This is a genomic window from Aeromonas sp. sif2416 (assembly GCF_019218665.1).
In the GTDB taxonomy this organism is placed as follows: Bacteria; Pseudomonadota; Gammaproteobacteria; order Enterobacterales; family Aeromonadaceae; genus Aeromonas; species Aeromonas encheleia.
This window is the reverse complement of sequence record NZ_JAHUXC010000011.1, coordinates 38487-63984: the sequence shown is the minus strand read 5'-3', so window position 1 is coordinate 63984 and position 25498 is coordinate 38487. Positions and strand designations below refer to the sequence as shown.

Genomic DNA, 25498 nt, shown 5'->3' with positions numbered 1-25498 from the left:
GGTAGTAGCCTGAGCTGTCAGTCTGTTGTCGCGAGCGACCGGGCAATCCGCGCCCGCAGTCCCTGCTTGTCAATCTTGCCCACCGCCGTCATGGGCAGGGCGGTGAGGATTTCGAATCTGTCCGGCAACTTGAATTCGGCGACGCCGCGCCCGCGCAGGAACTTGCGCAGGGCCAGCGCCTTGAGGCCGGGCTCGGTGGTGACGATGAAGGCACAGCTCTTCTCCCCCATGGCGCTGTCCGGCATGGAGACCAGGGCGGCCTGGGTGATGGCCGGGTGGTGCAGCAGCTGGTTCTCCACTTCCTCGGCCGCGATCTTCTCGCCGCCTCTGTTGATCTGATCCTTCTGCCGCCCCACCACGGTGAGGTAACCATCCTGGTCTTGCACCACCAGATCGCCGGAGCAGTAGAAGCCCTCGGCATCGAACACCCGGGCGTTGTGGGCCGGGCTTTGGTAGTAGCCGCGGAAGGTATAGGGGCCGCGGGTGTGCAGGGCGCCGGGCTGCCCGGGGGCGACCGGGTTGCCCTCCTCGTCCAGGATGCGCACCTCGTCATCCGGGCACATGGGGCGGCCCTGGCTGTGGATGATCTTGTCGTCCGGGTCATCCAGCCGGGTGTAGTTGACCAGCCCCTCCGCCATGCCAAACACCTGTTGCAGCTGGCAACCGAGCAGCGGGGTGATCCGGCTCGCCACCGCCTCCGCCAGCTTGGCGCCGCCCACCTGCAGCAGCGCCAGGCTGCCCAGCTGGGCGCGCACCGAGGCATCGGCCTCCACCGCCTGCAACCAGAGGGAGACCGCCGGCGGCACCAGGGAGCAGAGGTTGACCCCGTGGCGCGCTATCAGCGGGAAGCAGCTCATGGGACCGGGATCCGGCGCCAGCACCACGGCGCCGCCGGCGTCGAACACGCCGAGGGCGCCGGGGGAGCTCAGGGGGAAGTTGTGGGGGGCCGGCAGGGCGCAGAGGTAACGGGTATGGGGCCCCAGCCCGCAGATCTCGTTGCTGCGGCGCACGCTGTAGTAGTAGTCGTCATGGGTGCGGGGAATGAGCTTGGGGGTGCCTGTGCTGCCGCCGGAGAGCTGGAAGAAGGCCACCTCGTCCGCCGGGCTCGGGCCATAGGCCGAGTCGGGAGCCTCTGCGGGCCCCAGCTCTTGCGGGCCTAGCCAGTGGGATAGGCCATGGTCCCCTTCATCACCATCCAGCAGCACCAGCTCGGCCCCCATGCTGTGCAGAACCTCACTGTCGCGGCCTGAACTTGCAAACAGCGGATGGGTGACTGAACCGATAAAGAGCCTGGGGCTGATCTGTTCGGCATAGGCGGCAAGCTCCAGCCGGTTGTGGCTGAACAGCGCATTGACCGGCGCCATCCCGACCTTGAGCAGGGCGAAGAACACCAGATAGAACTCGGCCACGTTGGGCAGCTGCACCAGGGCGGTGTCGCCGACCCTGAAGCCATGATGGGCGAGTCTGGCGGCCAGCCGGGTCGAGCCCGCATCGAGCGCGCGGTAGCTGAGGCGGCGCTCGCCGCAGAGAATGGCCGGGGCATCCGGCGCCGACCCGCACTGGCGGGCCAGCATGGCGGTCAGGGGCTCGCCGCGCCAGTAACCCTTGGCGCGATACTGCTGGGCCAGATCCTGGGGCCAGCGGCTGTAAGGGAGGAAGGTATCGGGCTGGGTCATAGCGCCACCTCCGGCTCTAAGCCGAGCGCCTTGGGATTGGGCTGCCAGCTCGGCAAACCTAGGCGGTAGTGCTGTTTCATAGCGCCACCTCAGTTCCTAGGCCGAGCGCCTTGAGCATGGTGCCCAGCTTGGTGCCGGTCTCGGCCCACTCCATGGCAGGATCCGATCCCGCGACTATACCGGCGCCGGCGAACAGCTCCACATGGTGGCCATCGAGCACGCCGCAGCGGATCACCACGGCCCACTCGCCGTTGCCCTGGCTGTCACACCAGCCGACGATGCCGCTGAACAGGGCGCGCTGAAACGGCTCCTGCTCGCGGATGAACTGGCGCGCCAGCTCGGTGGGATAGCCGCACAGGGCCGGGGTGGGGTGCAGCTGGCAGGCCAGGGAGAGCACCGAGGCCTGCCCCGCATGCAACTGACCGGCGATGGGGGTGCCCAGATGCCAGAGGGTGTCCGTGCTCATCAGGGAGGGCTCGGCCGGAATGGCCAGCTCGCGGCAATGGGGTGCCAACACCCGGCGGATCTCGTCGATCACCAGGCGATGTTCATGCCGATCCTTGCTGGACGCCAGCAGCTTGCGCGCCACCGCCTCATCCTGCTTCGGCTCGCCGCCACGCTTGGCCGAGCCGGCCAGCGGATGGGTGAAGACGGCGCCCCCGCTGACCCGCAGCAGCAGTTCGGGGCTGGCACCGAGCAGGCGACGCCCCTGCCCCAGCGGCAGCGAGAAGTGGAAGGCGTTGGGGTTCTGGGTCATCAAGCGCGCCAGCACCTGCTCGGGATCGGCGGCCTGGCTCAGCTGCAGCTTGAGCTTGCGCGACAGCACCACCTTGGCGAGCGTCCCCTGGGCGAAGGCATCCAGCGCGGCGCTGACCGAGGACTTGAACTCGGCGGCGGCCGGCGTGCTGTTGGCCGAGATCACCTGGTTGGCCATGGCGGGCATCGCCTCGGGCGCGCTGCGCTCCCCTCGCTCATAGCGGCCGGGAACATAGAGGCAGGAGGCTTCGGCAGGATCGAAGGCGAAGGCGCCGATCAGCAGCGGGTTGGCCTGGCCTGCGTCCTCTGCGACTGCCAGGGCCTGGACTATCTGCCGCTCGAGCAGAGACCATTCACAGGCGGGGGTGCTGATGGGCTGACCCAGGTCATAGGCGCGAAGGGAGCCCTGACCCGAGGTAAACAAGAAATCGGGCGGCGATCCCGTCTGGACGGGCGCGGCATTGGTCATCACAAGAGTATTCACTTTACACCCTCAAAAAAGATTCAAAATGATAATGATTATCAGTTTGCTTTTGTGCGGCGGTAAAATACTCGCTTTGAAATCGCCCGGTCAATGGGATTTTTTGTCGATAAAACTGGAGTTTATCTGTGGGTATTGGGCCGATGACGCCAGCGCTGGCCCGCCGGCGCCTGGGTTGGTGACGCTACTCGAATGAAAACAAATTGCCATGCCCATATGGGGGATGCGACAGAAACGGGATGGCGTCGGCCAGGCTGGCGGCCGCCCCGCTTTGCCCCTAAGATGGCGCCATGTCCTGTTGTCACCCGTCGAGATGAAACCATCCATGTTAAAGCACCTGCTTCTGCTCCCCCTCAGCCTGCTGCTGGCGGCCTGCTCGCTCACCCAGTACAACGTCAGCGAGGGCGAGATCAACCAATACCTGAAAGACAGGGTCGCCTTCGAGAAAGAGATAGGGATCCCGGGCATCATGTCGAGCAAGATCCGCCTCGACGATCTGCAGAGCCGCATCGGCCGCAGCCGCGCCGACAGGGTCGAGCTGGATGCCGCCGGCGATCTGCAGGTGGCGAGCCCGCTCGGTAGCCAGCAGATGCGTATTCGCCTCTCCCTCAGCGCCCGCCCCGATTACGTGGCCGAGCAGGGCGCCATCTACCTGCGCGATCTCGAGCTCATCTCGGTCAAGACCGAGCCGGCCGATGTGGGGGCCGCCCTCACCCCGCTGCTGCCGACCTTCAACCAGTCGCTCTCCCTGTTCCTCTCCCAGACCCCCATCTATCGGCTCGACAGCAGCCGCCAGAACGAGGCCAGGATCAAGGACAAGGTCGAGGCGCTCAAGGTAGAACCCGGCCGATTAGTGATCCCCTTCAAACTGATGTAAAGCCAGCGCCGCCCCCCTCCCTCGGGGGCGGTTTTTTTCTTCTCAAGCCCCTCGCCTTGCCCCATAATGCACACCATTCTCATTTCGATTCTGAGAAGCGTCATAATAAAATCAAACATATGGTGAAAAGGACATGAGAAAAACCGTACTGGTGCAGGCGATCGCCTGTGCACTGCTCAGCGGCGCCGCACACGCCGCCGTCAAGGTAGAAGACAAGACATTCAACACCGCCGCCAGCATGCTGGCCTACACCGAATTCGAGCTCTCCGGTGAGCCGCTGGCCGAGGCGCTGGGGCTGGATCTGGACGTGCTGGATGCCAACCGCGACGATGAGCCGACTCCGTTCGACTTCGCCACCGGCATCGAATCCTATGAATACTCCGAAGAAGCCATGTATGCCCTGAACTATCAGTCCGGCATGGGCCCGCATCTGGTGAACGGGCCGCAGAACCTGGCCCGCGGCGGCACCCTGGCCGATCTGGGCAAGCGGGTGCTGGCCATGGCCGAGGCGGTCGGTTTCCCGGCTGACGAAGTGCCGCAAGGCATGTATCCCCTCTCCCTGCCCTACGCCTCCGCCAATCCTGAGTTTGCGCAAGGGGTGAACACCACTCCGGTCAATGGCGATCAGCTCACCATCAAGACTGCCAAGGGCACCGAGAAAGCGGTCAAGACCCAGGTGCCCGCCTACTTCCGTGACTACGCCACCCTGCGCTGGAGCGGCTCCGACAGCCTGCTGAACCCGGCGGCCGTGGGCGGCATCCTGCTCAAGGAAGTGATGTGGTCCCAGGACTTCCTCGGCGGCATGCACGTGGCCGAGAGCGATGAAGAGGTGGAGGCGGCCTCCGCCACCATGGATCAGGATGGCAAGCACAAGCTCGGCGTCTCCGCCGCCGACGGCTTCAACGGCATGATGCTGACCGAGCAGTCCATCGACAAGCTGGCCATCTTGCAGGGCCAGCTCGGCTTCGACGGCAAGCAGCTGGGTGCCAGGATCACACCGCAATATGACCCCGCCAAGGGCATCGTCTACTTCCCTCATCAGGTGAAAGTGACCGAAACCAGCAAGAATGAGGTCGGCGCCATCGGCAAGCTGGAGGTCGTGGATGGCTCTGCCCAGCTGCGCGATGCCTGGATGCTGCTGTGGCCCCTGTCCGAGTTCTACGCCTTCACCGATCAGCGCAGCGCCAACACCAACCAGAACCCGGCCTTCCACGCCGTGTTTGACGGTGCCCCCTTCGCCGCCGCACCGGCCGCCAACAAGGGCAACGAGGCCGCCAAGCAGGTCGCGGGCGAGGATGCCTTCTCCCTGGCCCTCAACCTCTCCAACCTGACCTTCAAGAACCTCAATGCCCTGCATTTCGAGCCTAAGGCCGGTACCCTGGTCGACAGCTGGCAGGACGGCAAACAGGGCAAGCACGTCACCACCTTCGACGCCGCTTACACCCTGGTCGCCCTGCAGATCTTCCAGCGGGCCCAGGATGCCCTGCCGGTCGGCTACGCCGCCGGTGACAACGGCGAGCTGAACCTGAAAACCGCGCAAGGTCAGCAGGCGCTCGCGCTCATCCGCAAGCAGGCCGACTTCATCCTGGCGCAGCTCAAGGGCAAGAACGGTCTGGTCCATGACGGTCTGACCCTGGGTGGCCAGCCGGATGCGGGTCAATCCATCGAGGCGCAGTTTGCCGCCATCCGTGGCCTGACGGCGGCCTTCCTGGCCACCTCGGATGCCAAGTACCGCAGCGCCGCGCGCGAGCTGTTCATAGCGACCGACAAGGCGTTCTTCAACGCCAAGGCCGGCACCTGGCTGGCAGGCAAACAGGGCACCTACACCCCCTGGACCCAGGCCGCCATCTCGGGTGCCCTGCGCTCCGCCATGCTGAACCTGCGCAACGAAGGCGCGGAGAAGACCCCCGAGCTGGAACTGGCGCAGCTGACCCAGCGTTACGTGAGCTGGTTCAGCGGCACCGTCAACGGCGGCATGCAGATGGCCGAGTGGATCGGTGACTCCGGTGAGAACGTCATCGACGGCGCCGGCAAGGATACCGACGAAGACGGCGTGCCTCAGGTCACCGCCGCCGGTGGCAAGCACGGCACCGCCATGGTGATGGCAGGCAAGGCCATCGTCAGCGAATGAGTCAGCCCTGACCCATGAAAAAGGGAGCCTTCAAGGCTCCCTTTTTATTTGTCTGCGAACTAATCAGTCGAGCTTGGCCAGCATCTCCTTGGTCACCAGCACTATGCCCTGCTCCGAGCGGTAGAAGCGACGGATATCCTCATCGGCATTCTCCCCCACCACCAGCCCGTCGGGCAGCACACAGCCCTTGTCCACCACCACCCGGCGCAGCCGGCAACCGGCCCCAATCTCGACCCCGGGGAAGATGATCGCCTGATCCAGGGTGCAGAAGGAGTGCACCCGCACGTGAGTGAACAGCACGGAGTTCAGCACGAAGGAGCCGCTGACGATGGATCCCCCCGCGAACATGGAGTTGATGGTCATGCCGTGCTGACCGTTCCTGTCCTGCACGAACTTGGCGGGCGGGGTCATGGTCTGGCTGGTCCAGATGGGCCAGTTCTCGTCATAGATGTCGAGTTCGGGCACCACTGAGGCGAGATCCATGTTCGCCTCCCAGAACGAATCCAGGGTCCCCACGTCACGCCAGTAGGGTTTCTGCCCCTCCTTGGCCCCGACACAGGACATAGTGAAGGGGTGGGCGAAGGCCTTGCCCTCCCCCACGATGCGCGGGATCACGTCCATGCCGAAGTCGTGCTTGGACTCCTGATTGTGGATGTCCTCCTCCAGCAGCTGATACAGGTACTCCGCCTCGAAGATGTAGATCCCCATGGAGGCCAGGGAGACCTGATCGTTGCCCGGCATGGCGGGCGGATTAGCCGGCTTCTCCACGAAGGCGCGGATCTTGCGCTGCTCGTCGATGTCCATGACCCCGAAGGCAGACGCCTCGGCCCGCGGCACCTCGATGCAGGCCACCGTCACCTTGGCGCCGAGGCGCACGTGATCGAGCAGCATGGCGGCATAGTCCATCTTGTAGATGTGATCCCCCGCCAGCACCACTATGTACTTGGGACCGTAGTCGCGGATGATGTCGACGTTCTGGTAGATGGCGTCGGCGGTGCCGCGATACCAGTGCACCTCGTCCACCCGCTGCTGGGCGGGCAGCAGGTCGATGAACTCGTTCATCTGGTAACGCAGGAAGGACCAACCGGATTGCAGGTGACGCAGCAGGCTGTGGGACTTGTACTGGGTCACCACACCGACCCGGCGGATGCCGGAGTTGATGCAGTTGGAGAGTACGAAGTCGATGATGCGGAACTTGCCGCCGAAATGAACCGCCGGCTTGGCGCGGTTGTCGGTCAGCTGCTTCAAGCGGCTGCCGCGTCCCCCTGCGAGCACCAAGGCCATACTCTGGTTCAACAATTGCCGTGCTTTGGCAGTATTTTCGGGTTCTAGCAACATAATTACCTCGGCCTTGTTGGAGCTGTTTTCAACCCATCTTCGCCTTTTTTACGGGTTGTGAAAGTGTTTTCACTCACATTTAGTCGCTTTCCACCGGCGCTTTTCCAGGAGTTGCGTGAGTACTCATGCTTTGTCCCGCCAGCTTGGTTAGAATTTAGCCATCACAGACATCATCAAGGATGACACGATGTTGAATAAGTTCGAGGGGAACCTGCTGCTGGTCAGCGCCATGGTCTGCATGCCCCTGCTGCTGCTGCAAGGAATCTGGCTCGCCCCCCCGGTCCCGCCACTCACCCTGCTGCTGGTCATGGCCACCACTGTCATCGCCCTTGCCTTGCTGTTCCTGCTCATCCGCGCCGCGCACAAGGCGGAGCGAACGAGGCAGGAGCAACGCTGGCTGCAGGCACTGCAACAGCAGGATCCCGAGCTGCTGGAGAGTCCGCGGGCACAAGCGGCACTGCGCCAGCTGCTGGTCTCTTTCAGTGAAGCCGAACTCGATGCCCACCGCCAGATCAGCGAGCTGCACAACCAGGCCACCCAGGACGAGATGACCCGCTTGCGCAATCGCCACGCGTTCCGGCGCGATCTGACCGAGCTGTTGCAACAGGAGGATACCCAGACCGCGATCCTGGTATTGATCCGCGCCACCGAGCTTGGCAAGCTCAACGCCCAGCGCGGCTTCCAGTCCGGCGATGCCTACATCAAGGACATCGCCAACCTCATCACCCACACGGTGAGCCGCTTCCCCGGCCATCAGGTCTATCGCATCTCGGGGGCCGACTTCGCCGTGCTGGTGCCGCCGGTCGCCAACATACCGCCGCACCTGCTGGGGCGGGATCTCAAGCTCGCCTTCGATCACTATCAGCGGCAACACGGGCTGGAGAGCGCGGCCTATTCCGGGATGACCCGGCTGAGCAGCGAGCAGAAGATAGAGGCGATCCTGGCCCGGGCCGATCTGGCGCTGGCGCGCGCCCAGACGGAGGCGGTCAACGGCTGGGCCATCCAGCAGAATGACGACGTGGTCGAGTTGCAGGGCCAGCGCCACTGGACCCAGGTGCTGACCGATCTGATGGAGCAGGAGCATGTCAGCTTCACCTGCCAGCCCATCATGCCCCTGCACCCCGGCATGCTCGCCTACCACGACATCTATGCCCGCTTCAGCAGCGTCGATGGCACTGTGCTGCCCAGCGATACCCTGCTCGCCATGGCCCAGCGCCTGGACATGGTGATGCGGCTTGAGCAGATGGTGATCCTGAATATCATGCGCCAGTACCGGGCCTTCGGCAGCCACAACGGCCGCTGGGGCATCGGCCTCTCGGGCAACCTGCTGCAGAACAGCAGCTTCCTCATCTGGCTCGATCACCAGTTGCAGAAAGATCCCGACACCAGCGCCAACCTGGTGTTCGAGCTGGACGAGGAGCAGCTGGAGCGCAACTTAACGGGGGCCAGACGGCTGTTCGAGCTGCTCAGGCGGCACGGCAGCCGCTCCGCCATCTGCAACTTCGGCAAGGGGATAGGCTCGTTCAGCCTGTTTCGTGAACTCAAACCCGATTACATCAAGCTGGATCCCGCCCTCATCACCGAGCTGGAGCAGGATCTCACCAACCAGCAGTTCGTGCGGATGATCGTCGATGTGTCCCATCGCATGGGCTGTCTGGTGATCGCGGAGGGGGTGGAGCAGCTCGCTCAGAAGCAGCTGCTGCAAGGCATGTATGTGGACGGGCTGCAGGGCTATCTGATCGCCAAGCCCCAGGAGCTGAGGCCGGACATAGGTCAGCTCGGATTGTTTACTGAGGACGCTTCAACTTCAGCAAGGTCAGAATGATGTCGTTGAGCTGGCGGTAGCGCTCCAGCTCCTTCTGATCGTAGCGGGTCGCCAACATGGTCGGATTGTGGCGATTCTTGAGGTAGCGGTTGATCTGCAGGCGATTGAAACCGGCCACCCGATACACCTGTCCCAACAGGGCGTTGAGCTCATCGTCCGCCAAGCCAGCCCGGGTCAGGTAATCCTCCTGAGCCGGACTCTCCAACTGGCAACTCTGCTTGTCGATGTGGCCAGTCTCCTGCAGGTAGGCGAGCCACTGCTCGACATAGAGCGGCTTGCAACCGGCCAGCAGATTGAAGAAGCCCACCGCATCACAGCGGCAGCCGGTGAGCAGCACCAGCGCCAGCTCATCGCTGTCGCAGCTGAAGGTGACGGGCCCGCTCTGGCCCCAGTCCAGCGCCTGCACGCGGATCTCGGCCCGTGCTCCCGCTCGTCCGCTCACGTCGAATACAAACATGGCACCTCCCTTCTGGCAAAGGATTGATGATGGCTCATAGCGCCGTCAGCGCCAAGCCAAATCGCCTTTTCATTCAATATTCTGCAATGCGGGCCATAAAAAAAACCGACAGCCTCGCGGCTATCGGTTCTGGTGGCATTCCATGGTCCCAAATGCGGGCCATCAATGCAGAACTGTTCAGGCATCCAGTTCGATCAGGGCCTTGGCCAGCTCGATGGGTTCGAGCTCCTGGCCTTCCAGATCGGCGTTCCAGTTCGGGCCGACCAGCACGTCGTCCTCGTCCAGATCGTTGATCCAGATGTCGAGGAACTCTTCCAGCTCGATCACCTCAGGCTCGTAGTCAGCCCACTCGTCCACGCAGTGGCGACGGGCATCGGCCTCGGCGGACCAGAGCGGCATCACGTCGGCGTCTTCGAACTCGGCAGAGCGGCAGACCACCCAGTCCTCACCGTAGCGCAGACCCCACACCTGACCCGACTCGCGGACTTCTTCGATAAACAGCTGGAAATTGGCGTCAAGATTGTCAGTTAGTTTGCTCATGGGGGTCTCTCTCCTGCAGGCGGTCGGCCAATGCTGGCCAATAATGGGGCTGATGGTGTCCCAAAAGCCCCGCAGACTCAAGCCTTATCCCCAAAAAGGAGGGGATCAGGCCCATAGGGTACGATATTGGGCGATCCGGGCCCTCAACATGTCGCCGGCGTGGGCGAGATGGTCCACCGCCTGCCCGATCAGCCGGTGCCGGGCCGGGGGATTGGCCGCCAGAAAATGCTCCGGCCCCGACATGCACCAAGGCGCCCGCAGGCGCCTTGGTCTTCTTCAGCAAAAGCCGCGATCAACGCTCCCAGTACACCTCTTCCAGGCTGTCTTCCTTCTCGGGCAGACCGCGGGAGAGGCGCGGGCTGCTCTGGGCCAGCACCTCGTAGCTGACCCGGTTGGCGTACTTGCACACCTGGGCCAGGGAGGAGTAAGTGAGGAACTCGGACATGTGCTTGGCGGAGTTCGGCACATTCATGCGGTGATAGGCGTTGGCCACCATGTCGTGCAGCACGGCAGACAGGGCGCCATCCCCCGCGCCATTGGTGTTCTTGATCTTCTCAGGCCCGCCCATGTAAGGGGATATGTGGGAGTAGATGCGCGCCGGCTTGCGGCACTTGGCACGGGCCATGGGGCGGCTGAACTCATACATGTTGAACTCGGGGATGACTCCGGGCAGCAGGGTATGTGTGGTCTCGCGCTTGTAGTCCTCCTCGGTGTAGCTCGCCATGTAGAGGCCGATGGGGCCGGCGGTGCAGAGCACCATGTCGGCCCAGTCGAGGGCCTTGTCGGCGGCGCCGAGGGGATCCTTGATCCCGGTCAGGGCCTCGCCCTCGTCCTCGTTCATCGCCAGCACTGTCACGTTCTCGGCGATGAAGTCGCGCCACCACTGGGGATTGTCGGCGATGACGAAGCGGGTGCCCAGGGTCAGCACCACAGGCACCCCGGCCTCGCGGGCGTAGCGCACCGCGCTCATGGCGGCCTCTTTCATGGGGTCGCCATCGTCACCGCGCACCAGGTAGGCGGTGATCACCAGGGCGGAGGCCCCCTTGATCACCTCTTCCGGCACATGGTGCACATCCAGCTGGTTCATCTTGCCGGCGTTGATGCCGAAGCTGCGCTCGCCACACTCGGTGATGAAGGTGAAGCAGCGACCGACCGGGCCGTCGACCGGTTGCAGGTAGTCCAGGTTGACGCGGGAGGAGGTGTTGCACAGATAGCGGTAGGCGTAGCTGCCGATACGGATGTCCTGGCTCATCACCCCGAGCAGGATGGAGTGGGAATCGGCCAGCACAGAATAGTTGTGCATGGTGTTGCCAATGGTGCCACCGGCGAACTCACTCACCACCATGTTGTTGGTCTTGAGCTCTTCGTAGACCCGCTCGGCCACGTCATCGCTGATCACCACCGAGTGGCCCTTGCTCAGGCCATAACGGTTCAGGAAGTCCTCGTCCACATGAGCTTCGATGTCCACCAGGGTCTGATCGATGCCCACTACATAGGCCTTGCCCAGTTCGGTGAGCAGGGGATTCTGCGGGATCAGGGGATCACGCCTGTCGACCGGGAAGTAGTGTTTGGACTTGCGCTGACCGGGAAATTTCATGGCAATGTTCTGTGCTCTGGGGGGAAGAGGGGCGGGATTTTAACACAATCCGCCTCGCCGAAAAGTCGCCCGATTAAAATATGGGGTCAGTATAGACAAGGGCTGGCGAGGCAAACGTTTGATCTTGGAGCCAAAAAAAACCACCTCGCGGGGAGGTGGTGTTTCGCTGTCTGCCGGGGCCAGGCCTCAACCGAATGACAACCCCTGCACCAGGGCCAGCACCGAGAAGATCCCAAGCGACAACCAGAAGCACAGGGTGCCGAACAGCCGGGGCTTGTTCGGTGCCTCGGGCAGCTGGATGCCGATGGCGTGCAGTATCCGCCCCACCAGCAGCAGCGAGCCGCCGAGGTGCAGCCAGAAGGCACCGACCCCGGCCAGCTCGCACAGGGCCATCAGCAGCAGGGTGAGCGGCACGTATTCGGCGAAGTTGCCGTGGGCCCGGATCGCCGCCAGCATCTCGGGTGCGTCCCCTGCCCCTATCTTGACCCTGAACTGGCGCCGACGCTTGACCACCCAGCAGGAGAGCAGCAGGAACAAGAGCCCCAAGAGGCCGGCGTAGATCAGCGTGATATGCATCATCATGACACTCCTTATCGTTGGATCCTGAAAGCAATGTGGCTCATGCCGGCTCGCGGCAAATAATGGGCGACACCATCAGCCGTGCGCGACATGGAGCGCATCATCATGCCAGCTCGCGGCAGATGAGTGACACCATCATGCGGATATGGGCCTGATCGCTGTTGAGCGCGGGAATGTAGTGGAACTGCTCTCCCCCCCCATCGATGAAGAGGGCGCGGTTCTCGACCTGGATCTCCTCCAGGGTCTCGAGGCAATCGGCCGAGAACGCCGGGCAGATCACATCGAGCCGCTTGATCCCCTGCCCCGCCAGCGCCGTGATGGTGGCATCGGTATAAGGCTTGAGCCACTCCTGCTTGCCGAAGCGGGACTGGAAGCTGGCGCTCCACTGCTCGGGGGCCAGGTTGAGTGCCTCGGCCAGCAGGGTCGCGGTGCGGCGGCACTGGTGACCATAGGGATCCCCCTCGTCCTCGCAGCGCTGGGGGATGCCGTGGAACGACATCAGCAGGTGCTCACCCTGGCCCTGCTGCTCCCACTGGCGGCGCACGCTCATGGCGAGCGCCTGAATGTATTCGGGGTGATTATGGTAATCACGGATGAGGCGCATCACCGGCAGGTGGCGCTCGCCCTGCATCACCCTGGCCCAGCCGTCGAACACCGCGGCCGTGGTGCTGGCGGCATATTGGGGATAGAGCGGCAGCAGTATCACCCGGTTGACGCCCTGTGCCTTGAGCGCCTGCCAACCATCGCTGAGCGAGGGGCTGCCATAGGTCATGGCGAGCACCACGGGCACATCCACCCCTTCGCGCTTGAGCTCCTGCTCCAGGGCATCGCGCTGACGCTGGCTGATGGCCATCAGCGGTGAGCCTTGCTCGGTCCAGACCTGCTGGTAGAGCTTGGCAACCCTGGGGGCACGGAACGGCAGAATGGCGAAGGTGAGCAGCGGCGACCACAGCAGGCGGGGTATCTCGACCACCCGCGGGTCCTGGAGGAACTGGCTGAGGAAGGCCTTGACGGCCGCCGTGGTCGGTGCGGCTGGCGTCCCCAGATTGACTAGCAAGATCCCGGTTTTCGTGGTCACGTTAGCTTCCTGTCGTTCTATTTTTGTCGTTCTTGTTTTAATGCAATAAAGGGCCCTGGATGGACCCTTTCTTCAGGCTGTCTTGTCAACCGACAATGGGCAGACTTAGCCCAGGATGGCCGCCAGCTGCTGGCTGACGACGTCCACCGGCTGAGTGCCGTCGATCTTGACGTAACGGGTGTTGCCCGCTTCCGCTTCCTTGCCGTAGAAACCGATCAGCGGCGCAGTCTGCTGGTGGTAGACATCCAGGCGCTTGCGCACCGTGGTCTCTTCGTCGTCGGCACGGATCACCAGATCCTCGCCGGTCACGTCATCCTTGCCTTCCACTTTCGGCGGGTTGAACACCAGGTGGTAGGTACGACCGGAGCCGGAGTGAACACGGCGACCGCTCATGCGCTTGACGATCTCTTCGTCCGGCACCGCGAATTCCAGTACGAAGTCCACCACTACACCGGCTTCCTTCATGGCTTGCGCCTGGGGAATGGTGCGGGGGAAGCCGTCCAGCAAGAAGCCGTTGGCGCAATCCGGTTGGGCGATACGCTCTTTGACCAGGCCGATGATGATGTCGTCGGAGACGAGCTGACCTGCGTCCATCACGGCCTTGGCCTTGAGGCCCAGCTCGGTGCCCGCCTTGATCGCCGCACGCAGCATGTCGCCGGTGGAGATCTGCGGAATACCGTGTTTTTCCATGATGAACTGAGCCTGGGTACCTTTACCGGCACCCGGTGCTCCCAACAGAACAATGCGCATACACGCTCCTAATTGATTGGTTATTCAATTCTTGAGAAGGCAAAAAACTACACGGTTTCGCCCGTTTTAACAAGCTTGCCCCGTGTGAGTGCCCACATTATCACCATGTGTACGCGCTGGCGATGCGACTTAAGGCGCAGGGCCCGTACACAAAAAGTGATTGAAAATGCAGCAATCCATCAACTGACGAGGCGCTCGCCCCATCGGCAGCGAGCGCCCAATAAAAAGGCCCACTGCATCACAGTGGGCCTGCGCCATCACGCCTGGAGTAGCAGACGGTTGACTCGAGACACGAAGCTGGCCGGGTCATTGAGACCGCCCTGCTCCGCCAGCTGGGCCTGCTCGTGCAGCAGGCTGACCCACTCACCGAACAGATTGTCGTCGGTGATGGTGTCGAGCTTCTTCACCAGCGCATGGTCCGGGTTGAGCTCCAGGATGTACTTCTGCTCCGGTACCGGCTGGCCGGCGGCGCGCATCAGCTTGATCATCTGGGTGCTCATGCCGTGGTCGTCGGTGACGATGCAAGAGGGTGAGTCGGTCAGACGGTGGGTGACACGCACCTCTTTCACCGCCTCGCCGAGGCTGCTCTTGACCCGCTCAACCAGACCGGCGTTGGCCTTCTCGGCCTCCTCCTGCGCCTGCTTGGATGCTTCGTCCTCCAGCTCGCCCAGGTCCAGCTCGCCACGGGTGACTGAGACCAGCTGCTTGCCGTCGAACTCGGTGAGGTGGCTCATCAGCCACTCGTCCACCCGCTCCCACATCAGCAGCACTTCGACGCCCTTCTTGCGGAAGATCTCGAGGTGCGGGCTGTTCTTGGCCGCGGCGAAGCTGTCGGCGGTGATGTAGTAAATCTTCTGCTGGCCTTCCTTCATGCGGCCAACGTAATCCTCAAGGGAGACGGTCTGGGCTTCGCCCTCGCCGGCGGTGCTGGCGAAGCGCAGCAGCTTGGCGATCTCCTCGCGGTTCGCGTAATCCTCGGCCGGGCCCTCTTTGAGCACGTTGCCGAACTCGCTCCAGAACTTGGCGTACTTCTCGCCGTCATCCTTGGCCAGCTTGTTGAGCATGGTCAGGACGCGCTTGGAGCAAGCCTTGCGCAGGGAGGCGGTGACCTTGTTGTCCTGCAGGATCTCGCGGCTGACGTTGAGCGGCAGATCGTTGGAATCCAGCACCCCTTTGACGAAGCGCAGGTAGGTCGGCATAAACTGCTCGGCGTCATCCATGATAAAGACGCGTTGCACGTAGAGCTTCAGGCCGTGCTTCTGCTCGCGGTTGTAGAGATCGAACGGTGCGCGGGCCGGCACGTAGAGCAGGCTGGTGTACTCCTGCGCCCCTTCCACCCGGTTGTGACCCCACAGCAGCGGATCCTCGAAATCGTGGGCGACGTGCTTGTAGAACTCCTGGTACTCCTCATCCTTGATGTCCTTCGGATTGCGGGTCCAGAGTGCGGTGGCGCGGTTGACCTGCTCCCACTCGCCCGGGGTGCCGACGATGGTTTCACCGTCTTCTTCCCGATCCGGGGTGCCCTCCTTGTACATCTCCACCGGCACGCTGATGTGGTCGGAATACTTGGCGACCACGGCGCGCAGGCGCCAGTCGTCCAGGAACTCTTCTTCCTCGGCACGCAGGTGCAGGATGACGTCAGTACCACGGCCTTCTTTGGTCACATCGGCCACGGTGAAAGAGCCTTCCCCTTCCGATTCCCACTGCACGCCCTGGCTCGGCTCGGTGCCGGCGGCGCGGGAGATCACGGTCACCTTGTCGGCGACGATGAAGGCGGAGTAGAAGCCGACCCCGAACTGACCGATCAGCTGGGAGTCCTTGCCCTGATCGCCGGACAGGTGCTTGAAGAAGTCGGCGGTGCCGGACTTGGCGATGGTGCCAAGGTGCTCGATCACCTGATCCCGGGTCATGCCGATGCCGTTATCCGAGATGGTCAGGGTCTTGTTCTCTTTGTCCACCACCAGGCGCACGCGCAGCTGGCCGTCGTTTTCGAACAAAGAGGCATCGGAAAGCGCCTTGAAGCGCAGCTTGTCCGCCGCATCTGAGGCGTTGGAAATCAGCTCGCGCAGGAATACTTCTTTGTTGGAGTAGAGGCTGTGAGCCATCAGGCTCAGCAGTTGTTTGACTTCGGTTTGAAAGCCGTGGGTTTCGGCGTGAACACTTTGGGTCATCGACCAATCCTCAAAACGTCGGTTGAACAGATTCCTAACCTAGATGGGGCTGGCCCACCAAATATCAAGGGGCGAGTGTGCAATCTTGCTCACTCGCCCCTCATCACGACCTCGGCTGCCGGTTTTTTGGCCGGCTCCCAGACCGGTTATTTCAGCCGCTGCCGTCCCATCAGGGAGTGGGACAGGGTGGTGCCATCCACCAGCTCCAGCTCGCCCCCCACCGGCACGCCGTGGGCGATGCGGCTCACCTCGACGCCGGCGGCGCGGGCCATGTCGGCGATGTACCAGGCGGTGGCGTCCCCTTCGATGGTGGGGTTGGTGGCCAGGATCAGCTCGCTGATGGACTCATCCTTCAGACGGCGCTCCAGGATCTCGAGCCCCAGCTCCTCCGGTCCTATGCCATCGAGCGGTGACAGGTGCCCCATCAGCACGAAGTAGCGGCCGGAGAACTGGCCGGTGTGTTCGATGGCGGCCACGTCCGCCGGGCTCTCCACCACGCACAGCAGGCCGCTCTCCTCGCGCTTGGGATTGGCGCAGATCTCGCAGCGATCGTTCTCGGTGAAGGTGCGGCAATGGCTGCAGTGACCTATCTCGGTCAGCGCCCGATTGAGCAGCTGGGCCAGGCGCAGGCCGCCGCTGCGCTCGCGCTCGAGCAGGGTGAACGCCATGCGCTGGGCCGACTTGGGGCCGACGCCCGGCAGCACCTGCAGCGCCTTCATCATCTCATCGAGCAGGGGACTGAATTTCATGGGATATCCTTTGAAGCCGCGTCGAATGGGCAGAGGCCGTGACCGCTGGCGGGCGGGCACAGGCTCGGCCATCCGAACCTATCTTGTTGGCGCAGGACTATACCCGAGCCGGCCCCGAGCGCCAATCACCTGACGAGACGGGGCCGACGAAACGGGGGAGCTGTTTGTGCGGCTTAGTCCAGGCTGATGCGCTGGCGACCGCTGTAGATCTCGGCCCGGCCGGGGCGACAGAAGCCCACCAGGGTGAGGCCGGTCTGCTCCGCCCGCTCCACCGCGAGCTCGGTGGCCGCCGAGATGGCGAGCAGGATCTCGATGCCGGCGCTGGCGCATTTCTGCACCATCTCGAAGCTGGCGCGGCTGGTCACCAGGATGGCGCCATCGCGCCGACCGCTGCGGCACAGATGGCCCACCAGCTTGTCGAGCGCGATGTGGCGGCCCACGTCCTCGCGAATGGCCAGGATGTTGCCCGCCGCATCCAGGTGCACGGCGGCATGGGTGGCACCGGTGCTCTGCCCCAGCAGTTGCAGGGGGCGCAGGGTCTCCAGCACCTTGTCGATCAGGGTCACCTCGAGGCGCTGACTGTCGGGCAGTCGCGGCAGGGTGCGCACCACCTGATCCAGGCTCTCGCTGCCGCAGATGCCGCAGCCGGTGCGACCGGTCAGGGTGCGGCGCTTCTCCTTGAGGCGATGGACGCAGCGATTGGCCAGGGTGACATGCACCTCGATGCCCTGACAGCTGGCGACCTGCTCGATGTCGTGGATGTCCTGCAGGCTGTCGATGATCCCCTCGGACAGCGAGAAGCCGATGGCGAAATCCTCCAGCTCGGTGGGACTGCACATCATCACGGTGTGGGCGATGCCGTTGTAGACCAGCGCCACCGGGGTTTCGCAGGGCAGCAGCATGGCGCTGTCCGTGGTGACGCCACGCCGCTGATAGTGAACCACCTCGCGCCGCGCGCACAGCTCGTGCAGCGGGGTTTCGGTATCTGACAACATCTAGGGTGCCCCTTAGTCGAGGATCTGGGGGGCTTTCGCCGAGATACCGAGCCGCTTCATCTTCGACAGCAGGGTGGTGCGCTTCATGCCGAGCCGCTGGGCGGCGCCCCGCTCCCCGGCGACGATGCCGTTGCACTCGCGCAGGGTGTCGATGATGCGCTGGCGCTCATCCCCCTCGTCAGACTGGCCCTGGCTCTCCCGGAACAGGGTCGGCGCCAGCTCGTCATAGACCAGGGTCTCAATCTTGTGGTAGCCCTTGAGCGGCATCAGCTCGTCGGGGGAGAGGTTGAGCACATGGCCGCGGGTCATCACCACGGCCCGCTCTATGATGTTTTCCAGCTCGCGGATGTTGCCGTACCAGGGCAAGGAGACCAGCATCTTCATGGCATCGGCCGGGATCGAGGTGATGTTGCGCCGCATCCGCCTGGCGATCTTCTTGATGAAGAAGTTGACCAAGAGCGGTATGTCCTCGCGCCGCTCGCGCAGGGGCGGCAGCTCGATGGGGAAGACGTTGAGCCGGTAGTAGAGATCGCTGCGAAAGCGCTTGTTCTTGACCATGGAGAGCAGGTCGCAGTTGGTGGCCGCCACCAGCCGCACATCGATGGCGATGGGGTTGCTGTTGCCGACCCGCTCCAGCTCGTGCTCCTGCAGCACCCGCAGCAGCTTGGGTTGCAAGTCGAGCGGCATGTCCCCCACCTCGTCGAGGAAGAGGGTGCCCTTGTGGGCCCGCTCGAAGCGGCCGATGCGCTGGGTCAGGGCGCCGGTGAAGGCCCCCTTCTCGTGGCCGAACAGGTCGCTCTCGATGAGGCCGGTGGGGATGGCGGCGCAGTTCACCTTCACCATCTCCTGCTCGCGGCGGGTACTCAGGGCGTGAATGGCCTGGGCGATCAGCTCCTTGCCGGTGCCTGTCTCCCCCAGGATCAGCACCGAGCAGTCGCTCTGGGCCACCAGCCTCACCTTCTCCAGCACCGCCTCCATGGCGGCGCTCCGGTAGATGATGTTGGCAAAGTCGGCGCTGGACGGCAGCTCGGCGACCCTGATGGTCTTCTCCTTAGCGCCGTTGGTGTTGGAGATCTCCTGCTGCGCCTGCACGTTGTTCATGGCAATCGCCGTGCGCGCCGCCACCTGCTCCAGCAGGGAGATGTCGATGTCGGCGAAGAAGTCCGCCTGGGGATGGGAGAGGATCAGCACCCCCAGCAGGTTGCCGCGATAACGCAGCGGCAGTATGCAGGAGCTGTCCGCATCGGCCGGCAGGATCTGGGAGGTGAAGCGGCAGCTCGCGTTGCAGCCGTGGCCCTGCTCCCGGTAGATGAAGAAGGGCTCGCTGTGGCCGAGGGCCCCCTGCAGGCAGTTCTTCTCGAAGCAGGAGTGGTTGATGATGCCGGGCGCATCGCAGGCCTGCTGATTGACCAGATAGCTCTTGAAGCTGTCGGAGGTGGCGTTGTACTCCGCGAGGCAGAGGCTGCTGATGGAGAAGTGGTGCTGCAGTATGGTGAACAGGCTCTTCGGCAGCTCGGCGATGCGCACCAGCTTGATCACCGCATTGGTGACGTCCACCAGGATCTTGCAACTGTCGCGCTCGAGGCGCAGGGAGTTGGCCTGCTCCAGGGTGCGCTCCTTGTCCAGCACGTTCTCCAGCGCGATGGCGACGATGGCCGCGAGCTGGGTCAGCTTGGCCAGGGTTTCCATCGGGAAGGCGTTCGCCTCGGTGCTGATGAACTCGATGCCGCCCAGGTGGCTGCGGGCCGTGGTGATGGGCAACTGGCAGTAGGATTGCAAGCCGTCGTAGACAGGGGTGCTGGCGAGCTTGGCGCAGCGATTCATGAAGCGGGCCGCCGGCAGTATGATGGCCTGCTCCTTGGAGAAATGCAGATCGGCCTTGTGGCAGATCAAGTGCTGTGGCCCCTGCCCCCCCATGAAGTAGCAGACCGCCTCCTCCCCGGTGCCCAGGTTGAGGATCAGGTTGACCCGGGTCACGCCGCCGAAGCAGGCATCGATCCGGTTCAGCTTCTTGATGAAATCATCCAGGGTGACGGCGGAGAGCAGGTTCTTGGAGAGAGAGAGAAAACCGTCATCCCAGATGGGTGAGATGTCGGTCAACGGAATGGCACTCACATTCAGCATTCTGGCCTCGCATTACATCTGTATAAGCAACAAGTTGCAGGCAAATTGCGGTCAGCGACGACGGTAAACAATAAGTCAGCCAACTCCGTCAGATGTTATAATTAATTTTTAAAAAATTAACGCTTAATTATAAAAACTAACATATCTAGAAATAGCATCGCGCTGGTGTTCGCATAATAAAGTAGCCCCGCCGTCATTACAACCAAGCGGCCCTGGGCAATATTCATCAGCCGTCACAGCTATTTATTGGCAATCATCAATATATCGCCATCATGAATGTGGTAAGCGGCCGGCCCTGGCCGGATGATTCCCGTTCCCAACTCCTGCCGTCGTCGCCCTCAAGAGGAGCTCAGCTGGTAGTTGTGGAGCTTGAGGCCGCCGAAGATGAAGCCGGCCGACAGCAGTTGGAAGGCGACCAACAACCCACTGATATTATCGGATATTTCTTCAGATACCGCCTGATGACTCAGGTAGATAACCAGCGCAACCAGGCCCATCAGCAGGCTGTTGATCAGGGTGGTGGAGAGGAAGGCGATGAGCCAGGCCACCTGCACGCTCAGCGACGCCAGCACGGCCCCCATGGCGATCCGCGCGGCGATGAAACAGCCGAAGAATCCAAAGCCCAGCAAGAATATCAATTCGTCGTACCACAGATAGCAGCCGACCCCCAATAACATCACCAATAAATAGGCGGAAACGTAAAAGATCCCGAACGAGACATTTAATTCATTTTTCATGATGGACACCTGCCCGCTGAAAAAAGGATGAGGGGATCCGGGCCCTGTGAACAGAGCCTGGATCCACTTTATTTAACGCTGATTAGCCTTTGGCGGCGCTGCGCAATTTCGCCTTGAGTGCACTGTATTCAGTCTGGACATAATTCTCCGCCTCAGGCTGATTCTCAATACGCTCAATTTTCACCGCGCAGTACTTGTACTCTGGGGTGTAGGAGACCGGGTCCACGTGCTCTATGGTGAGCTCGTTGCAGGCCCCGATCCACCACTGGTAGGTCATGTAGACCACACCGGCGTTGACCCTGTCGTTGTAGTTCGCCCTGGTGATCACCTTGCCGCGCCGGGACGAGATCCAGACCAGCGCCTGATCCTTCACCCCGAGCTTCTGTGCATCGCTCGGGTGGATCTGCACATAGCCAGGCTCATCGGCCAGGGTCTGCAGCGCCGAGCAGTTGCCGGTCATGGAGCGGCAGGAGTAGTGACCCACCTCCCGCACCGTGGAGAGCACCAGCGGGTAATCCGCACAGGGCTGCTCCAGCGGCGGCCGCCACTCGGAGGCGATCAGCTGCCCCTTGCCACTCGGGGTGGTGAACACATTGCCCTCGAACAGGGTGCTGGTGCCCGGGTGATCCTCGGTCGGACAGGGCCACTGCACACTCTTGAGATCCGCCATCTTGTCGTAGCTGACCCCGGTATAGAGCGGGCAGAGCGCGCGCATCTCGTCCCAGATCTGCTGGGTGTCGCGATACTCCATGGGATAACCCATGGCGCTGGCCATCAGCGAGAAGATCGCCCAGTCCGGCTTCACGTTGTCGGGGGGGGTGACCGCCTTGTAGAAGCGCTGGAAGCCGCGATCCGCCGAGCTGTAGACCCCCTCGTGCTCGCCCCAACTGGTGGCGGGCAGGATGACGTCGGCCATCTCGGCGGTCTGGGTCATGAAGATGTCCTGCACTATCACCAGCTCCATGCCGCCCAGGGTGCGCCTGAACTGGGCCAAGTCGGCTTCAGTCTGGGCCGGATCTTCGCCGAAGATGTAGAAGGCCTTGCACTTGCCCTCCTCCACCTTGTGGCTGAGCTCGGTCAAGCGATAACCCGGTTTCTGGGATAGCGATTCCACGCCCCACGCCTTGGCAAACTTGGCGCTGATGGCAGGATCGGCCACGGACTGATAGCCCGGGAACTGGTGCGGCAGCATCCCCATGTCGCAGGTGCCCTGCACGTTGTTCTGACCACGCACCGGGCCGCAGCCGGTACCGCGACGACCGAAGTTGCCGGTCAGCAGGGCCAGCCCCGCCAAGCCTTTCACCACGTCCACCGCCTGACCGTACTGGGTCACGCCCATGCCCCACAGGATCATGGAGGCGGGTGACTCGGCATAGGTGCGAATGGCCGCGCGGATATCCGCCGCCTTGAGGCCGGTGATCTCCTCCACGTATTCCGGGGTGTACTTGGCCACGGTGGCCTTGAAGGTATCGAAACCTTCGGTGTAGTTGGCGACGAACGCCTTGTCGTAGAGCCCCTCGGCGATCAGCACGTTGGCGAAGGCATTGACCAGCGCCATATTGGAGCCGTTTTTCAGCGGCAGCCACTGATCGGCGATACGGGCGGTTTCCACCATGCGCGGATCACAGACGATCACCTTGGCACCCTTGGCTTTCGCCTTGAGGATGTGGCGCGCCACTATGGGATGGGAGTCAGCAGCATTGTAACCAAACACCAGCAGGCACTTGGTCTCTTGAATTTCGGGAATGGCGTTGCTCATGGCGCCGTTACCTACAGTTGTCTCCAGACCGGAGACTGAGGGTGCGTGTCACACCCTCGCGCAGTGATCGACGTTGTTCGTCCCAATCACGGCGCGGGCAAATTTTTGCATCACATAGTTGGCTTCGTTGCCGGGACCGCGGGCGGAGCCTGTGGTCATGATGGCGTCGGCACCGTACTTCGCCTTGATGGCGGAGAGGCGGCTGCTGGCAAAGCCGATGGCCTCATCCCAGGAGACGGCTTCGAGCTTGCCACCGCGCTCGCGGCGGATCATCGGGTTCTTGAGACGGGGGGTCAGCAGGTTGGTATCGTTGAGGAAATCCCAACCGTAGTAACCCTTGAGGCAGAGTTGCCCCTCGTTGGTCCGGCCGTTGGCGCCTTCGGCCCCCACCACCTTGTCGTTTTCAACCAGCAGGTTGATCTTGCAACCGGTGCCGCAATAGGGGCAGACGGTAATGACTTTTTTCATGAGTCGCACTCTTGTTTGTTAACGATAAACGGCGGGATGGCGGCCCAGTGAGCACCATCCTCCGGCTCTGGGCCTTATGCCCGCTGACTGGACGGCATGGCCTCGGCGCTGGCCAGCTGCTTCTGCCGGTTCAGGGAGTCCAGCGACGCGGGGGTCACCAGCCGCAGCGCCTGGGTGGGGCACACCTCGACACAGGCCGGGCCCCCCTCGCGATGGCTGCAGAGATCGCACTTCAAGGCCAGCGCCTTGGTTTGCACCCCCTTGAACAGCGCACCGGCCGCGGGGGCCACCTCTTTCACCACCACGTTCATGGCGCCGTAAGGGCAGGCCACCACACAGGACTTGCAGCCGATGCAACGCGCCTGATAGACCTTGACGTGGCCATCCTCGGTAACGATGGCGTTGTTGGGGCAGGCCTTGGCACAGGGCTTGTCTTCACACTGGCGGCAGAGCACCGGCGTGGTCACCTTGCTGCCCACCACCACCTTCAGGCGGGGCTGAAAATAGCTGTCTTTTGAGACCAGATGTCCATCTTCGATGGCAAGACGCAGACCGCCCTCCCGCTCAACGGTGCCCGCGCAGGACGCTGACTGGTGTGACACGGCGCAGGCCACCTCACAGGTACGACACCCAATGCAGAGACTGGGATCGGCAATCACGAAGCTGTTCATAGAGAGGGATCCTAAATGTTTCGTTACACCCTGCCGGCCAGGCTCACAGGGGAGACAGGCCAGCCATCCCACTAGGCATTAATCAGACCAACTCAGGCCAGACGTGGGATAAAGTTCACAAGCAGCTGAAAATAAAGGAGTAATCAGGATGGCAGCCCTGCTTTATTCGGAGGGTGACGATGACGACAGGGACCAGACACGGCGATCGACACGACAAAAGTGACGAGCTCGACACAGAGTGACATGCCCCTGCCCCGGCTGATGACCGGAAGAGGAACGGGAGAGGCTCAGGAACTAAGTCGCTATCGGCCAGAGGAAATACAGAGGTGAAAAACGGGCCATCAATGGCCCTTGCATTGCCACAGCAGGGGATAAAGCAGCGACCCGTGGTTTAGCCCGGTTCTCTGCTGTGAGAGGTATGCAAAGCCAAAGCAAACGGAAGAGCCCCTCTACTGACAAATTTATTGAACTGGAGCCGGTTTTTAACCTCTCCCACTTCTATTTTTTATCCGGCCAGTTAGCATGTCTCACATGGCATCTAGCTCTGCAAGGGGCGTGTTCATGCTGCTAACCCTTTCGCAGGGCGCTATGTCATAAATGTGTTATTTTAAGTCGGAGTGAACATGGGGATTTATACAAGGAAGAGTATTAGCGTTGGTCCTTTTCGTTTCAATTTATCACAATCTGGGCTAGGGGTATCTGCTGGCATTAAAGGTTTAAGGATTGGCACTGGTCCGAGAGGAAACTATGTCAGAATAGGTGCGCGAAGTATTTATTATCGTTCAACTATTCCTAGTGGTTCATCTGACAGAATTCCAACTAAAAACATTGAACCAATTTATGAAGATTATGATCAGGCTCCAACTCACGAGCCGTTAAATGAAATTGAGTCAGCACATGTCACACAGATCGTAGACTCGTCTTCAGCAGAATTGCTTAAAGAGTTAAATGATAAGAAAAAGAGAGCTAGAACTTGGCCTTTTATTTTTGTTGCATTCTTATCCCTAACATACCTTTTTAACTATATTCAGTTCCCTGAGTGGGTAGTAATATCAACCCTTGTATTGGGTCTAATATTCACTTGGCTGTCTCATATACGAGATATGTTGACTAAAACAACAGTGTTATTCTATGACTTTGATTCCGAGATGGAGTCTATATATGACAAACTATTCCAAGCCGCTGAACGCTTGGAAAAATGTAGCAAGTCTTGGCATGTATCAGCTGCAGGAAAGGTCATTGATAAAAAATATCATGCAGGAGCCAGTAATCTTGTCGACCGAAAACCGACAATAATTCGTATCACTGATCCTCCATATTTAAAAACAAACGTAAGAACAGTCTCACTTGCAGTTGGTCGTCAAACTTTGCATTTCTTCCCTGATCGCGTATTGGTTTACGATGCCGCGGGGGTTGGTGCTGTAAGCTATCAAAAATTAGTTGTAACGATTCGTGATAAAAGATTTATTGAAGACGAGACGGTTCCAAGTGATGCCTTGATTATTGATAGAACGTGGAAATACGTAAATAAATCTGGTGGTCCTGACCGTAGGTTCAAGGACAATCATGAGCTGCCAATTTGTTTATATCAAGAAATTTCTTTCACCAGCTCTACTGGTCTAAATGAGTTAATTCAATTGTCTAGCTGTGGTCCAGCAGAGGACTTTAAAATTGCACTTACAGCCCTAACAACTAGCTTGCCAAAAGAGGCATAAAACAATATGAGTATCGTAGGATGT

Annotated in this window: 20 protein-coding genes; 4 read left to right on the top strand and 16 right to left on the bottom strand. The window is 61.5% G+C overall.

What is annotated here, in order from left to right:
• Nucleotides 1–17: 17 nt before the first annotated feature.
• Both KW821_RS17375 and KW821_RS17370 read right to left on the bottom strand, forming a co-directional pair.
• Nucleotides 18–1676: a (2,3-dihydroxybenzoyl)adenylate synthase gene (locus KW821_RS17375; protein WP_218292327.1), complete on the bottom strand. Its 1659-nt coding sequence runs from the start codon at nt 1674–1676 to the stop codon at nt 18–20.
• Between the two features lie 76 nt (nt 1677–1752).
• On the bottom strand, nt 1753–2901 hold the full coding sequence (locus KW821_RS17370; RefSeq protein ID WP_256353554.1) for an isochorismate synthase MenF: 1149 nt from the start codon (nt 2899–2901) through the stop codon (nt 1753–1755).
• A 337-nt stretch (nt 2902–3238) separates the two neighbouring features.
• Here KW821_RS17370 and KW821_RS17365 point away from each other — a divergent pair, with 337 nt between their 5' ends.
• Nucleotides 3239–3790, top strand: coding sequence for a lipoprotein (locus KW821_RS17365; protein WP_042653543.1), 552 nt, complete (start codon nt 3239–3241; stop codon nt 3788–3790).
• 133 nt (nt 3791–3923) lie between these two features.
• Nucleotides 3924–5921: a hypothetical protein gene (locus KW821_RS17360; protein WP_218292325.1), complete on the top strand. Its 1998-nt coding sequence runs from the start codon at nt 3924–3926 to the stop codon at nt 5919–5921.
• 63 nt (nt 5922–5984) lie between these two features.
• Here the strand turns inward: KW821_RS17360 and glgC are convergent, their stop codons facing one another.
• Nucleotides 5985–7259: a glucose-1-phosphate adenylyltransferase gene (gene glgC / locus KW821_RS17355; RefSeq protein WP_218292324.1), complete on the bottom strand. Its 1275-nt coding sequence runs from the start codon at nt 7257–7259 to the stop codon at nt 5985–5987.
• A 187-nt stretch (nt 7260–7446) separates the two neighbouring features.
• Between glgC and KW821_RS17350 the strand changes: the two genes are divergently transcribed.
• Nucleotides 7447–9084, top strand: a complete 1638-nt coding sequence (locus KW821_RS17350; RefSeq protein ID WP_218292323.1) for an EAL domain-containing protein — start codon at nt 7447–7449, stop codon at nt 9082–9084.
• On the opposite strand, the gene KW821_RS17345 is transcribed toward KW821_RS17350, so the two are convergent.
• The 13 genes from KW821_RS17345 to KW821_RS17285 all read right to left on the bottom strand — a co-directional run bounded on the left by KW821_RS17345 (nt 9047) and on the right by KW821_RS17285 (nt 23759).
• Nucleotides 9047–9541, bottom strand: coding sequence for a hypothetical protein (locus tag KW821_RS17345; protein ID WP_042653539.1), 495 nt, complete (start codon nt 9539–9541; stop codon nt 9047–9049). The genes KW821_RS17350 and KW821_RS17345 overlap by 38 nt on opposite strands.
• A 177-nt stretch (nt 9542–9718) precedes the next feature.
• A complete protein-coding gene (locus KW821_RS17340; protein WP_042653538.1) occupies nt 9719–10081 on the bottom strand; it encodes a DUF2750 domain-containing protein in 363 nt (120 codons plus the stop codon).
• A gap of 292 nt (nt 10082–10373) precedes the next feature.
• Nucleotides 10374–11678: an inosine/guanosine kinase gene (locus KW821_RS17335; RefSeq protein WP_042653537.1), complete on the bottom strand. Its 1305-nt coding sequence runs from the start codon at nt 11676–11678 to the stop codon at nt 10374–10376.
• 186 nt (nt 11679–11864) lie between these two features.
• Nucleotides 11865–12257, bottom strand: a complete 393-nt coding sequence (locus KW821_RS17330) for an MAPEG family protein (protein WP_033130257.1) — start codon at nt 12255–12257, stop codon at nt 11865–11867.
• 103 nt (nt 12258–12360) lie between these two features.
• Nucleotides 12361–13335 carry a ferrochelatase gene (hemH, locus tag KW821_RS17325; protein ID WP_218292322.1) on the bottom strand — a complete coding sequence of 325 codons (975 nt, stop codon included), beginning with the start codon at nt 13333–13335 and terminating at the stop codon, nt 12361–12363.
• A 105-nt stretch (nt 13336–13440) separates the two neighbouring features.
• Nucleotides 13441–14085 carry an adenylate kinase gene (adk, locus tag KW821_RS17320; RefSeq protein ID WP_042653535.1) on the bottom strand — a complete coding sequence of 215 codons (645 nt, stop codon included), beginning with the start codon at nt 14083–14085 and terminating at the stop codon, nt 13441–13443.
• A 257-nt stretch (nt 14086–14342) separates the two neighbouring features.
• The gene (gene htpG, locus KW821_RS17315; RefSeq protein ID WP_218292321.1) at nt 14343–16256 is read right to left on the bottom strand and encodes a molecular chaperone HtpG; all 1914 of its coding nucleotides are present in this window, start codon (nt 16254–16256) and stop codon (nt 14343–14345) included.
• Nucleotides 16257–16402: 146 nt separating this feature from the next.
• Complete coding sequence (gene recR, locus KW821_RS17310; protein ID WP_218292320.1) at nt 16403–17005, bottom strand: recombination mediator RecR; 603 nt, start codon at nt 17003–17005, stop codon at nt 16403–16405.
• A gap of 173 nt (nt 17006–17178) precedes the next feature.
• Complete coding sequence (gene fdhD, locus KW821_RS17305) at nt 17179–18000, bottom strand: formate dehydrogenase accessory sulfurtransferase FdhD (protein ID WP_218292319.1); 822 nt, start codon at nt 17998–18000, stop codon at nt 17179–17181.
• A gap of 12 nt (nt 18001–18012) precedes the next feature.
• Nucleotides 18013–20124: a sigma 54-interacting transcriptional regulator gene (locus tag KW821_RS17300; protein ID WP_218292318.1), complete on the bottom strand. Its 2112-nt coding sequence runs from the start codon at nt 20122–20124 to the stop codon at nt 18013–18015.
• Nucleotides 20125–20462: 338 nt separating this feature from the next.
• Complete coding sequence (locus tag KW821_RS17295; RefSeq protein WP_218292317.1) at nt 20463–20861, bottom strand: hypothetical protein; 399 nt, start codon at nt 20859–20861, stop codon at nt 20463–20465.
• Nucleotides 20862–20943: 82 nt separating this feature from the next.
• Complete coding sequence (gene fdhF / locus KW821_RS17290) at nt 20944–23088, bottom strand: formate dehydrogenase subunit alpha (protein ID WP_218292316.1); 2145 nt, start codon at nt 23086–23088, stop codon at nt 20944–20946.
• A 74-nt stretch (nt 23089–23162) separates the two neighbouring features.
• Nucleotides 23163–23759 carry a 4Fe-4S dicluster domain-containing protein gene (locus KW821_RS17285; protein WP_042653527.1) on the bottom strand — a complete coding sequence of 199 codons (597 nt, stop codon included), beginning with the start codon at nt 23757–23759 and terminating at the stop codon, nt 23163–23165.
• A 623-nt stretch (nt 23760–24382) separates the two neighbouring features.
• Here KW821_RS17285 and KW821_RS17280 point away from each other — a divergent pair.
• Entirely contained in the window at nt 24383–25474 is a 1092-nt protein-coding gene (locus tag KW821_RS17280; RefSeq protein WP_218292315.1) for a DUF4236 domain-containing protein, read from the top strand.
• The last annotated feature ends 24 nt before the right edge of the window (nt 25475–25498 follow it).